The 13,760-nt window shown below is 60.9% G+C and carries 11 protein-coding genes, 1 tRNA gene and 1 pseudogene; 5 read left to right on the top strand and 8 right to left on the bottom strand.

The genetic code is table 11. The features are described from left to right. Positions 1-212: 212 nt before the first annotated feature. The 3 genes and pseudogenes from K3752_RS12885 to K3752_RS12875 all read right to left on the bottom strand — a co-directional run. A pseudogene (locus tag K3752_RS12885) lies at positions 213-560 on the bottom strand (integrase core domain-containing protein); the annotation flags it as partial. 105 nt (positions 561-665) lie between these two features. After that, positions 666-740 (bottom strand) — tRNA-Gln (locus tag K3752_RS12880). 90 nt (positions 741-830) lie between these two features. Continuing rightward, entirely contained in the window at positions 831-1,820 is a 990-nt protein-coding gene (locus K3752_RS12875; RefSeq protein WP_260063441.1) for an NADPH:quinone reductase, read from the bottom strand. A gap of 90 nt (positions 1,821-1,910) precedes the next feature. On the opposite strand from K3752_RS12875, the gene K3752_RS12870 reads away from it, so the two are divergent. Continuing rightward, positions 1,911-2,819, top strand: a complete 909-nt coding sequence (locus tag K3752_RS12870; RefSeq protein ID WP_260063440.1) for a haloalkane dehalogenase — start codon at positions 1,911-1,913, stop codon at positions 2,817-2,819. A 9-nt stretch (positions 2,820-2,828) separates the two neighbouring features. Here the strand turns inward: K3752_RS12870 and K3752_RS12865 are convergent, their stop codons facing one another. Further along, the gene (locus K3752_RS12865) at positions 2,829-3,302 is read right to left on the bottom strand and encodes an SH3 domain-containing protein (protein WP_260066315.1); all 474 of its coding nucleotides are present in this window, start codon (positions 3,300-3,302) and stop codon (positions 2,829-2,831) included. 182 nt (positions 3,303-3,484) lie between these two features. On the opposite strand from K3752_RS12865, the gene K3752_RS12860 reads away from it, so the two are divergent. The 4 genes from K3752_RS12860 to K3752_RS12845 all read left to right on the top strand — a co-directional run bounded on the left by K3752_RS12860 (position 3,485) and on the right by K3752_RS12845 (position 10,574). Further along, positions 3,485-4,471 carry a D-glycerate dehydrogenase gene (locus K3752_RS12860; RefSeq protein WP_260063439.1) on the top strand — a complete coding sequence of 329 codons (987 nt, stop codon included), beginning with the start codon at positions 3,485-3,487 and terminating at the stop codon, positions 4,469-4,471. Positions 4,472-4,609: 138 nt separating this feature from the next. Next, positions 4,610-6,403, top strand: a complete 1,794-nt coding sequence (gene ggt / locus K3752_RS12855) for a gamma-glutamyltransferase (RefSeq protein ID WP_260063438.1) — start codon at positions 4,610-4,612, stop codon at positions 6,401-6,403. Positions 6,404-6,492: 89 nt separating this feature from the next. Further along, positions 6,493-7,890: an FAD-binding oxidoreductase gene (locus K3752_RS12850; protein WP_260063437.1), complete on the top strand. Its 1,398-nt coding sequence runs from the start codon at positions 6,493-6,495 to the stop codon at positions 7,888-7,890. A gap of 176 nt (positions 7,891-8,066) precedes the next feature. After that, positions 8,067-10,574, top strand: coding sequence for an FAD-dependent oxidoreductase (locus K3752_RS12845; RefSeq protein WP_260063436.1), 2,508 nt, complete (start codon positions 8,067-8,069; stop codon positions 10,572-10,574). Positions 10,575-10,614: 40 nt separating this feature from the next. On the opposite strand, the gene K3752_RS12840 is transcribed toward K3752_RS12845, so the two are convergent. The 4 genes from K3752_RS12840 to K3752_RS12825 form a co-directional block, all read right to left on the bottom strand. Further along, the gene (locus K3752_RS12840) at positions 10,615-10,950 is read right to left on the bottom strand and encodes a carboxymuconolactone decarboxylase family protein (RefSeq protein ID WP_170362836.1); all 336 of its coding nucleotides are present in this window, start codon (positions 10,948-10,950) and stop codon (positions 10,615-10,617) included. A gap of 69 nt (positions 10,951-11,019) precedes the next feature. After that, positions 11,020-11,673, bottom strand: coding sequence for a class I SAM-dependent methyltransferase (locus tag K3752_RS12835; protein ID WP_260063435.1), 654 nt, complete (start codon positions 11,671-11,673; stop codon positions 11,020-11,022). After that, complete coding sequence (locus K3752_RS12830; protein WP_260063434.1) at positions 11,673-12,737, bottom strand: FAD-binding oxidoreductase; 1,065 nt, start codon at positions 12,735-12,737, stop codon at positions 11,673-11,675. The genes K3752_RS12835 and K3752_RS12830 overlap by 1 nt, the downstream gene beginning before the upstream one ends. Next, positions 12,734-13,675 carry an aldo/keto reductase gene (locus K3752_RS12825; RefSeq protein ID WP_260063433.1) on the bottom strand — a complete coding sequence of 314 codons (942 nt, stop codon included), beginning with the start codon at positions 13,673-13,675 and terminating at the stop codon, positions 12,734-12,736. Before K3752_RS12825 ends, K3752_RS12830 begins: the two co-directional genes overlap by 4 nt. Positions 13,676-13,760 lie beyond the last annotated feature (85 nt).

Raw genomic sequence — 13,760 nt, 5'->3', positions numbered from 1 at the left:
GAGGACTTAAAGGGATTAAAACCGCTATCTGACTTCAGCTTCCATGGGAAAGTCTAGGTCGCTAAAATATGAGAGGGTTTTTGGCTCATCGTAACCGTCAAGGAGTGGTGATCAGCCCCGCTAGTGTAGTTCAATTTGATTGTTGGTGCGTCGTCGGCCTTTGGTCCATATGGAAGCTTGATCAGCCTCATCTGACTGTTCCAAGTTGATTGTTAGTGCATCATCGGCCTCTGATCCATCGGGATGATGGTTTCAGACGCTGGCGGGCGATAGCCCAGAGCGCTATGGGGGCGTTTTGTGTTGTAGTGTTTCCTCAATTGTTCGATCAGAATTTGAGCTTCTCGAGGGCTGTAGAAGATTTCGCCGTTGAGCAGATCGTCTCTGAACCTGCCGTTGGAGCTTTCACAGTATCCGTTCTCCCACGGGCTCCCAGATTCGATGTAAGCCGTCTTGGCGCCAACGGCGGCGATCCAGTCTCGGACAGCCTGGGCGACAAATTCCGGCCCGTTATCTGAACGTATGAAACTCGGCGCGCCGCGAAGTATGAACAGGTCTGTCATCAGGCAGTCGTCAGGATGCTGTGCAAGCTCGTATGTAACCACGCCCTCAGCCCAACTAAACGAATCTATTCAGGCGCCTGCGTTTAAATGATTTTGCCGAGGATATGGCTGGGGTGGTAGGATTCGAACCTACGATACACGGTACCAAAAACCGCTGCCTTACCACTTGGCTACACCCCAACGGTGAGCGGCTATCTACGATTGTTGGTGACGGTGTTCAAGTGCTTTCCCGCAAAAAATCGAAACCCGCGAAATTTTTTTGCGGGCGATCTATTTGGTCTCCAAGAGCACCGCTCCGGTTCGGTTTCCGGCCTCGACCGCGCGGTGTGCGGCGGCGCATTCTTCCATCAAGTAGACCTTTTGGATCGGGCAGTTCAGCGCGCCATCGGTCAGCGCTTGGTGCAGGTTCGCGACCGCTTCGTTGCGCAGTTCGGCCGGCAGCAAATACACCAGAACCATTTCCAACGTCACCGATTTGAACATGAGCGGGTAAAACGGAAGCGTCGGCGTCATATTCTGGGCCGAGCCATACGCATTGATTCTTCCGCTTTCGGCGATAACTGCAACGTTGGTTTCGACGTTTTGGCCAAACTCCACATCGACGATGCGATCGACCGGACGCCCTTGATTGGCGTCCAGGATCTGTGCTGGCAAATCGGTCGCCGTGTAATCCAGTACCGCATCAGCTCCGGCCTTTGTCACACGTTCGAAGTTGCGTGGACTGGCTGTGGCCAGCACCTTTGCTCCGCCCCATTTGGCCAACTGGACGGCAAGATATCCGACCGTCCCTGCACCGCCGTGAACCAGCAGGGTTTTACCCGATACCGGGCCTCCGGAAAACACGGTGTGGCTGGCGGTCAGACCGGGAATGCCAAGGACGGCACCGGTTTGCTGCGCGACCGAGTCGGGCATGTGAACCGCCTGTGCCGAGGGCAGGGTGATTTGGGTTGCGGCCGTCCCGAAAGCACGGCCCCACTGGCCGTTCCAGATCCAGACCCTTTGACCTACCCGCGAGTCCGGAACGCCTAGTCCGACAGCAGAGATAACACCTGAACCGTCGCTGTGCGGCACGATTACCGGGAAAGGCGGCTTGGTGATCCCGGGCCGTGCCCCCGCACGTGCCTTCACGTCCGAAGGGTTCACTCCGGAATAAGCCAGCGCAACGGTCACTTCGCCCGGGCCGGGGGGTGTATCCGGTAGATCCTGAATGGACAGAACATCGGCGGCGGGTCCAAATGTCTGGTAGGTGACGGCTTTCATGGCGGCTCCGGTTTGTCGCGTCGTGACGTTCACCCTATCGTCGCGGGCCAGGAATGCTAGCCTGTCAAAAAAACCATGGGAGATCAGAGTATGAAGGCGTTGCGCACACCGGACGAACGGTTCCAAAATCTGCCCGACTATGAATTCGCACCCAACTACTTTGAGGTGGATGATACTGAAGGCGGCGCGTTGCGGGTCCACTATCTGGACGAGGGGCCGCGCGCGGCAGCTCCAGTACTGATGATGCACGGCGAACCAAGTTGGTCTTATCTGTACCGTCATATGATCCCGTCAGTCGCCGCCGCAGGCCACCGGGTCATCGCTCCGGACCTTGTGGGTTTCGGCAGATCCGACAAACCCGTCGACCGCGACGACTATACCTATGCGCGGCATGTCTTCTGGATGGGTGAGGTCCTGCGTCAACTCGATCTGCGGGACATCACCCTGGTCTGTCAGGACTGGGGCGGATTGATCGGGTTGCGCCTGTGGGCCGAGATGCCAGACAGGTTCGCCCGGGTCGTTGTCGCCAACACGGCCTTACCAACCGGGGACCAGCCCTTGGGCGAGGCGTTTGCCGCCTGGCGACAGTTCAGCCAGGAGGTGCCGGATTTCCGCGCCGGCCGCATCGTCTACGGCGGAACGGTTTCAAAGCTGACCGAGGCCGAGGTCGCTTCCTATGACGCGCCGTTCCCTGACGATCGTTACAAGGCGGGGGCGCGACAGTTTCCGATGCTGGTGCCTGACCGCCCCGACGACCCCGAGTCTGAACCGAACCGACAGGCTTGGAACGTTATCCGCGGTCTGCAAACTCCTGTCCTGACGGCTTTTGGTGCTGAGGACAGGATCATGGCCGGGGTGGATGGGGTTTTTCAGAAACTTTGCCCTGGTGCGGCGGGACAGAACCATGTTGTGCTGCCGAAAGCCGGTCACTTCCTTCAGGAGGACGTGCCCCAAGAACTTGCGGAAACGGTTCTGGCCTTCATCCGCGAGACGGCCTGAGCAGGGGTCTCACTCCCGGATTTCGTCGGGCTCCACGCCCCAAAGATTGCTTTTGAGGGTCCAGCCGCGATAGCCACCGGCCGAAATGCGGCACCAATCCACCGTGCAGGTACCCAAGCGGGCCACGACGCCTGTTTCGAAATGAGCGTTGACCGGGGATTTGGGATCGGGGCTGGCGTAGACCGGCAGCATGTCCGATTCAATCAGAACCGTGCGGACACCTGACAACAAAGCGTAGTGGACCCATCCGCCGGCCCCGTCGCGATCCTGAACCTTGCGCCAGTTGCCATATTCGGCCGTCACCTGAAGTGGCATGCCGCGTCGCTTGAACACCCAGTCAACACGATGAGTCAGCGAAGGGCCGCGGCGTACGTTCGCCTCGGCCGCCTTCATCGACACGTAGCGCGGCAAAGGCAGGTTCGTCACCTGCCCACGTTTTTCCTGCGCGTGCGCGATTGCGCCTGTCAGGAACAGAAGCGTGATTAGAAATGCCAGAACTGGGCGTTTCGCCCTCAAGAAAGCACTCACTGCCTGCCCGCTGATTTGCCTGTCTGCCGTGTTTCAAAAAAGGTTGGAGCGATGCCCATGGGGTTCTTGTGCCCCGACTGATCCTGCGCCACGATGCCATGACGCGCATCGGAATGCAAAGCGGTAGGAGGGCTGAAGTGCCAAGAGAACGTCTGAGTGTTGTTGTAACGCGACGGTTGCCCGAAGTGGTCGAGACACGTCTGAGCGAGTTGTTCGACGTCCGTTTGCGGGACACCGACACACCGATGACGCGCGACGAGTTGGTCGAGGCGGTCAAACAGGCCGATGTGCTGGTTCCGACGATCACGGACACGATCGACGCGGGTGTTTTGGGCCAAGCCGGAGAGCGGCTGAGGCTGATTGCGAATTATGGCGCCGGTGTCGACCATATCGATGTCGCGACGGCCCGTCAGCGCGGCATCCTGGTCTCGAACACGCCGGGTGTTCTGACAGACGATACCGCCGACATGACGATGGCGCTGATCCTTGCCGTAACCCGTCGGATTCCCGAGGGTCTGTCGGTTATGCAAAAGGGGGACTGGACCGGCTGGGCGCCGACGGCATTCCTTGGCGGGCGGATAGGAGGCCGGCGTCTGGGCATTCTGGGTATGGGGCGGATCGGACAGGCCGTCGCGCGCCGCGCCCGGGCCTTCGGAATGCAGGTCCACTACCACAACCGCCGCCGGTTGCGTCCCGAAATAGAACAGGATCTTGAGGCGACCTTTTGGGAAAGCCTCGATCAGATGGTGGCGCGTATGGACGTGATCTCGATCAACTGCCCATCAACGCCGTCGTCATTTCATCTGATGAACGCGCGACGTCTAAAGCTGATGAAGCCGACGGCGGTCATCGTGAACACGTCGCGGGGCGAGGTGTTGGACGAAAACGCGTTGACGCGGATGATCCGGGCGGGCGAGATCGCCGGTGCCGGGCTGGACGTCTACGAGCACGGAACCGACGTGAATCCCCGACTTCGGCAGCTGCCGAATGTCGTGCTGCTGCCGCATATGGGGTCAGCAACGCTCGAGGGTCGCATCGAGATGGGCGAAAAGGTCATCATCAATATCAAGACGTTTGAAGACGGGCACCGGCCGCCTGATCAGGTCGTTCCCGCGATGCTGTAAGAACACGCCAAGGCATACGGGCTCCTGCTGTTTGCAAGGCAGAGCTTTGCCGTCTTTGGCGGTCGTCCCCACACATGGTTGCGGGGCAGTACGGTGCCGTGCACTGTCAGAATCAGTATTTGGATAAGGAGGTTTATTATGTGCTCCAATTGGTTCCCTACTGTTGTGGCCTGCGCGCTGACCCTGGCGAGCCCAGTGTTTGCCCAGCAAACCGCCGATGAGGTCGCGCCCGAGGGTGCATCCGACGGCCAGGTTCAGGCCTTGACCGACGAGGTGATCGCCGCGCTGAAGGCCAAGGCCGACGGTGTGCCCGTCAAAGCTAAAACCTGGATGGTTGCGGCGGCCAACCCGCTTGCCGTCGAGGCGGGTGCCAAGATTCTGGCTGCCGGTGGAACGGCAGCGGATGCAATGGTCGCCGTTCAGGTTGTCTTGGGCCTGGTCGAACCGCAGTCCTCGGGTTTGGGCGGGGGTGCCTTTCTGGTCTGGTACGACGCGGCCAGCGGACGCCTGACCACCTTGGATGGGCGAGAAACCGCGCCGAGAGAGGCAAGCCCGACCCTGTTTCAAGACGAAAACGGCGAGCCGCTCAAATTCTTCGACGCGGTTGTTGGCGGGCTTTCGGTCGGGACACCCGGCACGCCTGCATTGTTGGAGGAAGCCCATCGGCGCTGGGGGCGTAGCCCCTGGCCCGGTCTGTTCGAGGATGGTATCCGATTGGCCGACGAGGGGTTTGTCGTTTCACCCCGGCTGGCGGGCTTGATTCAGGCCGACGCTGAACGTCTGGCACGCTTCCCGGACACGGCCAACTACTTCCTGCCGGGCGGCGAGCCGCTGGCCCAGGGTCAGCGCCTCACCAACCCAGACTATGCCGAAACCCTGCGCGTTCTGGCGTCCGAAGGGGCTGCGGGCTTTTATGGAGGAGAGATCGCGGCTGACATCGTGCGGACTGTCCGAAACGCTCCGGGTAACCCGGGGGTTCTGTCCGGAGTTGATCTGGCGTTGTATCAGGTGATTGAGCGCGAGCCGATCTGTGCCACCTATCGCAGCTATGAGGTCTGCGGGATGGGTCCGCCGTCCTCGGGCGCGCTGACGGTTGGGCAGATCCTTGGCATTCTCGACAATTACGATTTGGCGGGGATGGGTCCCGAAAGCGCCGAAGCGTGGCGGCTGATCGGCGATGCCTCGCGCCTGGCCTTCGCGGATCGCGGTCGCTACATGGCCGACAGTGATTTCATTCCGATGCCGACGCAGGGCCTGATCGATCCGCCTTATCTGGCCGAGCGTGCCGCGTTGCTGAATGACGCTGGGGCATTGACCGAGGTTGCGCCGGGAAATCCTGAGTTTGACCACGCGCTGAACTGGGCCGACGATGCTTCGATCGAACTGCCGTCGACGTCCCATATTTCGATCGTGGACGCCTATGGAAACGTGCTTTCGATGACCACGACAATCGAGAACGGTTTTGGTTCGCGTCTGATGACCAACGGCTTTCTGCTGAACAACGAACTGACCGACTTTTCCTTCCGGACCCACAGGGACGGGGTTCCGATTGCCAACCGGATCGAACCGGGCAAACGCCCCCGTTCCTCAATGAGTCCGACGATTGTCATGCAGGACGGGTTTCCGATTCTGGCGATCGGGTCTCCGGGTGGCAGCCGGATCATCGGTTATGTCGCAAAGTCTATCATTGCCTGGGCGGACTGGGGTATGGACGTCCAGCAGGCGGTCGCCCTTCCTCATCTGGTGAACCGTTTCGGGACCTATGATGTCGAGGTCGGCACAAGCGCCGAAGGCTTCGCGGATATGTTGGGCGAGCTGGGCTTTGAAGTGAACGCGCGGGATCTGACCTCGGGCCTTCATGCCATCGAAATCCGCGACGGTCTGCACGGCGGAGCCGATCCCCGTCGAGAAGGGATCGCACTGGGCGAGTGATCACGTCGGAGCGTATGGGTATTGCTCCTGTGGCGTGGGCCTTCTAGTCATTGTCTGGGCCTGCGCCACTGCGCCAAGGGAGGGTTGCCATGGTTGAAGCGACAGCATTGTTCCGCAATGCGGCGGGGATCGACACCGCCATCAGCATTCTGAAACAGCGGTTCGGGGACCGGTTGCAGACCGGCGCTTCGGTCCGCGAGCAGCACGGGCACACCACGACCTGGATTGAAAACCAAAGCCCGGACGCGGTGGTCTTTCCCAATTCGACCGAAGAGGTCTCGGACATCGTCAAGACCTGTGCGGCGCACAAGGTTCCCGTGATCCCTTTCGGCACCGGAACGTCGCTGGAAGGCCACGTGAACGCGCCGGCCGGCGGCGTTTGCATCGATCTTGGCCAGATGAACCGGGTCTTGGCCGTGAACGAAGGTGATCTGGATTGCGTCGTGCAGCCCGGGGTCACCCGCGAGGACTTGAATACCCATCTGCGCGACAAGGGCCTGTTCTTTCCGATCGATCCCGGTGCCAATGCCTCATTGGGCGGGATGGCGGCGACCCGGGCGTCGGGTACCAATGCGGTTCGCTATGGAACGATGAAGGACAATGTCCTGAGCCTCGAGGCGGTTATGCCTGATGGCAAAATCATCCGTACCGGTCACCGGGCCAAAAAATCTTCGGCCGGCTACGATCTCACCCGCTTGCTTGTCGGTGCCGAGGGCACGCTGGGCATCATCACGGAGCTGACTTTGAAACTGCACGGCATCCCCGAGGCGATTACCTCGGCCCGGTGTTCTTTCCCGACGGTTGATGCGGCCTGTCAGGCCGTGATGACGACCATACAATTCGGTGTTCCGGTTGCCCGGATCGAACTGCTGGACGCGATGTCGGTCAAGGCGGCCAACGCGTATTCCGGGCTGAAGCTGCCGGAAACGCCGTTGCTTCTTCTCGAGTTTCATGGCTCGGAGGCCGGCGCAGCGGAGCAGGCCGAAACCTTTGGCGAAATCGCCGAGGATTTTGGCGGCACGGGCTTTGTTGCCACGGCCAGCACCGAAGAAAGGTCCAAGCTCTGGCAGGCGCGGCACGACATGTATTGGGCGTCCCTCCAGCTTCGGCCCGGAGCGCGCGGAATCTCGACGGATGTCTGCGTCCCGATCTCGCGCTTGGCCGAATGCGTCACCATGGCTCAGGACAAGGCAGCCGAGTTGGACCTGCTGGCCCCGGTCGTCGGTCATGTCGGTGACGGAAACTTCCACACGCTGGTGCTGATCGACATGGACAATGCCGACGAAGTGGCGCGGGCCAGTCAGTTTGTCGGATGGCTCAACGATCTGGCGATCTCGATGGACGGGACCTGCACGGGTGAGCATGGAATCGGGCAGGGCAAGAAACCGTATCTGGTACGGGAACTTGGGGATGCGACCCGGTACATGGCGGCGATCAAGGCCGCACTGGATCCTGACAACATCATGAACCCCGGCAAGATCGTCTGACCAGGCCGGGAAGGCGCACGCAACCATCGGCTGTTGGTGTATGCCTGTTCGCGGATTCGCGTCCCAACGTGTACGGCAGGTCGGTTTTGCACCGTTTTGCGTCGGATGGACTTGGCGCTGATTGGTCTCGTTCGGCATAAACCTTGCCAAACAGACTCAATCCGGAGAGCGGGCGTATGAAAACCCAAGTCAAAGCACTGGTCGTTGGCGGCGGCGCCGTTGGGACCTCGATAGCCTATCATCTGGCCAAGGCGGGCTGGGATGATGTCATGCTGATCGAGAGGGACGAGTTGACCTCGGGCTCGACCTGGCACGCTGCGGGTCTGCTTCCGCTGTTCAACATGTCCTATGCGACTACCCATATCCACAAATACTCGGTGGATTTCTACAAGACGCTGGAAGAGGAAACCGGCCTGAACGCGGGGTTCGCGGTGGTTGGAAACCTGCGCATGGCGCAGACGCAGGACCGCATGGATGAGTTCATGCTCTATGCCTCGACTGCCGAGACCTGCGACGTCAAATATGAATGGTTGACGCCCGAGCAGATCAAGGAGCGCTGGCCGCTGATCGAAACCTCGGATCTGAAGGGCGCGCTTTACCATACCGAGGACGGTTACATCAATCCGGCCGACGTGACCCAGGCGATGGCCAAGGGCGCCCGCCAGCGCGGTGTCGAGATCGTGCGCAAGATGCAGGCCGATGCCTTCCATTGGAACGGAACCCATTGGGAAGTCACCTGCACCAAGATGGTCGAAAAGGGTGGCAACCTTGTCCCCAGCGACGAGCAGGTAGTCATCACCGCCGAGCACGTGGTGACCGCTTCGGGAAACCATGCCCAGCGTACCGCCAAGCTGCTGGGCATCAAGATGCCCGCGATCCCGGTCGAGCATACCTTCATTGTAATGGACAAGGATCCGGAACTGGTGAAATGGCGTGAAGCCGGCAATCCGGAACACCCGGTCGTGCGCGACGCCGACAACGAATCCTACGCACGTGAGGAGCGCGGCGGCTGGATCCTCGGCATCTACGAGCACGGTGCCCCGGCACGCTTCGAATACGGTGTGCCCGACAGTTTCCGCGCTGACCTGTTCCCTCTGGATCTGGACCGGATCGCCGATCAGTACATGGCCATGGCCGAGCGTGTCCCGTCCTGTGCCGAGTCCGGCCTGAAGGACGATTTCAACGGTCCCATCTGCTATACGCCTGATGGCAACCCGCTGGTCGGCCCGGCGCCGGGCCTGCGAAATATGTGGCTGGCCGAAGGGTTCAGCTTTGGCATCACCGCCGCCGGCGGCACCGGCTATTATCTGGCGCAGATGATGGTCGATGGCGAAGCCGAGATCGACATGGCTTCGCTGGACCCCAAACGCTATTCGTCCAACTGGATGACCACCGAATTCGCCGCGCGCAAGAATGAAGAGTGCTACGAGCACGTCTACATTCTGCACCACCCGGACGAAGAGCGCGAGGCCTGCCGTCCGCTGCGCACCGTTCCGGCTTATGATCGTCAGAAAGCCCGCGGCGCGCAGTTTGGGTGGGTCAACGGTTGGGAACGCCCCAACTATTTTGGCCCGGTCGATGCCCCCGACAACTTCGACAGGGAAAGCCGCAGTTTCCGCCGTGGTGGATGGTGGCAGTTTGCCGTCGAAGAAGCCAAGGCGATCCGCAACGGTGTTGGTCTGATCGACGCGTCAGCCTTCACCAAGCATGTCGTCAAGGGCCCCGGCGCTACGCAGTTCCTCGACTGGTTCACCTGCAACAAGCTGCCCAAGGTTGGGCGCATCAACCTGACCTATGCGCTGACCGATCACGGCACCACCCGCACCGAATACACCATCGTGCGCCTGAAAGAGCACGAGTATTACCTCGTCTCCGCCGGTGCCTGGACCGAGTATGACGCCGACTTCCTGCGCAAGGCGGCCGAGGACAAGATGGACGAGTTCGGCTACATCGAGATCCAGGACGTGACCACCCAGTGGGGCGTTTTCGCCATCGCCGGGCCGAAATCGCGCGACGTGCTGAAAGAGGTCATCAAGGACGCCGAGCCGGAAACCGCCCTGTCGAACAAGCGCTTCCCGTGGCTGTCGGCACGTCAGATCGAACTGGGCATGTGCCCGGTCAACGCGATTCGCGTGGCCTACACCGGCGAGCTGGGCTGGGAACTGCATCATCCGATTGAGATGCAGAACTACCTGTTCGACCTTCTGGAGACGGCCGGCGAGAAGCACGGCATGAAGCTGGTCGGCGCCCGCGCTCAGAACTGGCTGCGTCAGGAGAAATCCTATCGCGCCTTCGGCACCGAACTGGGCCGCGACGCCACCCCGCTCGAGGCCGACCTGCCGCGTTTCGTCGATTTGGACAAGGAGTTCCACGGCAAGGACAAGCTGATCGAAACCGGTGTGCGCGTGAAATGCTGCACGTTGCTGATCGACGGGCCCGAGGATGCCGACCCGTGGGGCCGCGAGGCGCTGTATACGCCCGAAGGTGAGCGCGTGGGGCGTCTGACCTCGGGCGGGTATTCGGTGGCTTTCAAGAAATCCATCGGCATGGGTTATGTAAAGCCCGATCTGGCCGTGGAAGGTACCAAACTGAAGGTCAAAATGCTGGACCAGCTGTGGGATGCGGTCGTGACGTGCGACAGCCCCTATGACCCCAAGAACGAGACCATCCGCAAGGACGGTTGATCGGACAGAGGCCCCGGACAACTCCGGGGCCTTTTTTTGGCTATGCGCTGAGTTCGTCGAAGCACTCCAGCGCCTTGGCTGCGTACATCATCGACGGACCGCCACCCATCTGGATCGCCATGGCCAGAACGTCCGAGAATTCCTCACGCGAAGCGCCGGCCTTGACCAGTGTTTCGGTGTGCAACGAAATGCAGGGTTCGCACCGTACTGCGATGGACATGCCCAAGGCGATGAACTCCTTGGTCTTGAAGTCCAGTGTTCCGCCTTCCTTGACCGATTTCCCGAGCGCGCCGAAAGCGCGGGCGGTATCTGGTATGGCTCCGTTCAGGTTGCGCAATCCGCTGCGCGTTTCAGCAAGCTTGTCTGACCAGGTCATGTCTTGTGCCTCTTTTACATATTACATCTTGCATGTGTATCGGCGGCGTCGGAACGGCTTTGATCTTGATCAGATCGAGGGCTTTTCTGCGACAAAAGCCAGATTGTTCGCAGGCATTGGAACCACTCCGACAACTCGCAGCCCTGTTCTTTCCAGATAGTTGCTGATCTGGCTGTCGTCCTTGTAGCCTATCTCGGGGTCTCGCCGGGTCAGGTCGGCATGAAAGCGTCGGTCGCCGTCGCTGATCAGCTTGCCCTGGCGCATGAACGGTCCGTAGAGAACGAACCGCCCCCCGGGGCCAAGGGCCAATGCGGCCTCGGACAGAACATTCCGGGCTTCTTTCCAGCTGATCAAATGCAGGAGGTTGATCAGAATGATAAGGTTCTGGTTGCCAAAGTTGTGGTGCCACCCGGGCAGGGTTGCGTCCAGCTCGACGGCGGGAATGATGTTTGGCAGGTCCTCCCCATAGGCGTCGATGCTGGCCCGGCGGGCGGGATCGATCTCGCTCGGCTGCCAAGTGAGGTCGGGAAAGATACGGGCAAATGCGGCGACGTGTTGGCCCGTACCGCTGGCCAGTTCCAATGCGTTTCCAGTTGCGATGGGCATCTCAGCCAGCAACGCGCACAAGGCGTCCGTATTTCGGCTGGCCGCAGGAGCGATCATCTTGGCGCCGTCACCCTGAGAGGCGACGCTTGCCGTCGGAGGCAGTTTCCGCCCGCCCATCAGCGTAACCGGGACACGGAAAGCGCGGAAACCATCGCGGCATCCAACTCGGGCGCGCGGCCCAGCGCAAGATCAGCAACCAATCGCGACGCGGCCGGTGCGGTTTGAAACCCGTACCCTCCCTGACCGGCAGACCAGACAAAAGTTTCATCCGACGGGTCGGGGCCCAGAACAAGCGTGCCATCCGGGGCAAAGCTGCGCAGCCCGGCCCAATTGGTCTCGACACGGGTGACCGGGCTGGTCACCATTTCTTCGTATCGGGCCAGGCCCTCGGCCAGCACCATATCGTCGGCATAGGCGTCATGCGGTTCGACCGGGTCGGTCTCGGACGGTGACACCAATAGCTTGCCGGCATCCGGTTTGGCGTACCAGGTCTCACCCGCGCCCAGCATCATCGGCCAGTTTTTCACATCATGGCCCCCAGGTGCCGGCAGCCGGGCCATGGAACGGCGGCGCGGCGTGATTCCGATCGGTGCGATCCCGGCCATCCTTGCGACCTCGTCCGCCCACGCGCCAGCGGCATTGACGATGGTGCGCGCTTGAAAGACCTCGGCCGCTTCCACCAGCCAATGGCCGTCCTTGCGGATCCGCGCCACTTTTTGGCGGGTCAGTACCGATCCTGCGTTGGCGCGAATGGTGCGGGCGAAATCCTGCAGCACGCGGTCGGTGTCGATGTCGTAAGCGCCCTCACTCAGCGCCGCGTATGCGACGGTTTCCGGGTTCAGGACCGGAACATGGACCATCGCATCGGCGACTGAGATTTCTGTCATTCCCAGCTCACTCAGGTCTTTGCGGAACTGCTCGGCCTGATCACTTTTGGCCACCAGCATCAACCCGCGCGGGGTCAGATACTCGTTCGAAAAAAAGAACTCGGCGCTGGCCTTGTTCAGAGCCACGACCGAAGGTGGGCCATAACCTTCTTCGAACAATGCCGCCGATCGCCCCGAGGCGTGATAGCCCAGCGCGTCCTCGGCCTCGAGTACGGTTACCGATCCATGCTCGGACAGACGCGCGCCGGCGCTTAGGCCGGCAATGCCGCCGCCGATGATCAGAAAATCAATCACTGGACCTCCTCCAGCCGGTCCGTCGCCGGTGGCGGTGTCTGGCTGAGCGCCGTGATGCGGGCATAGAGCTCGGCCGGAAGGTCGAACGTCAGAGCAGCCAGCGACGGTGCCAGCTGTTCGGCAGATCTGGCCGATATGATCGGCGACGGGGCAAACGGGCTGGCGGCAACCCAAGCGACGGCAAGCGTCGCCGGATCCACACCGGTCTGATGCCCCAAGAGGGCCAACTCGGCAGCTGTTTCGGCCATCCATTCAGCCCCATAGCGGCTGGCGTATCGGTCATCTTCGGACAGTCGGCCGGCTGCACTGCCATCGGTGTACTTTCCGGTCAGCAACCCGCCACCCAGCGGCGAGTAGGCAAAAACCGAGATACCTTGATCCGCACACATTGGCAGGATCTCGACCTCGGCCTGCCGCTTGACGAGGTTGTACATCGGTTGCAGCGCGTCGATGGTCAGGTCGAAATCCGCGGCGACGCGCACGGCTTTCATCACTTGCCAGGCTGCAAAGTTGGACAAGCCGACATAGCGGATCTTGCCCGCATCTTTGAGCTGGGCAAAACACTCCATCGTTTCGGCAAGATCGGTGTCCGGATCGAACCGGTGCAGGTACAGCAGGTCGACCATGTCCTGACCCAGACGTTTGCGGGACATGTCGAACTGCGCACGGATGTTGGCCGCGCCGGCGCCGCCTGTGTAGCCCGCTTTGGTGGCGATCGTCAGTTGCTGGCGCTGAGACGCGATCATCTGGCCCAGCAACGTTTCCGACGCACCGTCGGTATAGACATAAGCTGTATCGAAATGCGTGATGCCGGCCGCGCGACAGGCGTCGAACATGGCCCGGCTTTGTTCGGCATCGGCGCGGCCCCCGAACTGCATCGTGCCAAAAGTGAAACGGCCAATGTCAGTGCCGTCGGGATTGGAAAGCCTGAGTGTCATGAGAGTGCCTGAAATGAGCCCGGCGAACGGGGGACTTTGATCAATTGTCGTCCCAAGTTTTAATCAGGGTTGAATTTGAGCATCA

The sequence above is a fragment of the Ruegeria sp. B32 genome, assembly GCF_025141855.1.
Taxonomy (GTDB): domain Bacteria; phylum Pseudomonadota; class Alphaproteobacteria; order Rhodobacterales; family Rhodobacteraceae; genus Ruegeria; species Ruegeria arenilitoris.
The sequence above is the reverse complement of the archived record's forward strand: the minus strand, read 5'-3'. Positions and strand labels throughout refer to the sequence as shown.

Bases quoted from the DNA above. Each gene is read 5' to 3' on its own strand.
- K3752_RS12875 (WP_260063441.1), bottom strand. From the start codon at position 1,820: ATGAAAGCCGTCACCTACCAGACATTTGGACCCGCCGCCGATGTTCTG.
- K3752_RS12870 (WP_260063440.1), top strand. From the start codon at position 1,911: ATGAAGGCGTTGCGCACACCGGACGAACGGTTCCAAAATCTGCCCGAC.
- ggt (WP_260063438.1), top strand. From the start codon at position 4,610: ATGTGCTCCAATTGGTTCCCTACTGTTGTGGCCTGCGCGCTGACCCTG.
- K3752_RS12850 (WP_260063437.1), top strand. From the start codon at position 6,493: ATGGTTGAAGCGACAGCATTGTTCCGCAATGCGGCGGGGATCGACACC.
- K3752_RS12845 (WP_260063436.1), top strand. From the start codon at position 8,067: ATGAAAACCCAAGTCAAAGCACTGGTCGTTGGCGGCGGCGCCGTTGGG.
- K3752_RS12840 (WP_170362836.1), bottom strand. From the start codon at position 10,950: ATGACCTGGTCAGACAAGCTTGCTGAAACGCGCAGCGGATTGCGCAAC.
- K3752_RS12835 (WP_260063435.1), bottom strand. From the start codon at position 11,673: ATGGGCGGGCGGAAACTGCCTCCGACGGCAAGCGTCGCCTCTCAGGGT.
- K3752_RS12825 (WP_260063433.1), bottom strand. From the start codon at position 13,675: ATGACACTCAGGCTTTCCAATCCCGACGGCACTGACATTGGCCGTTTC.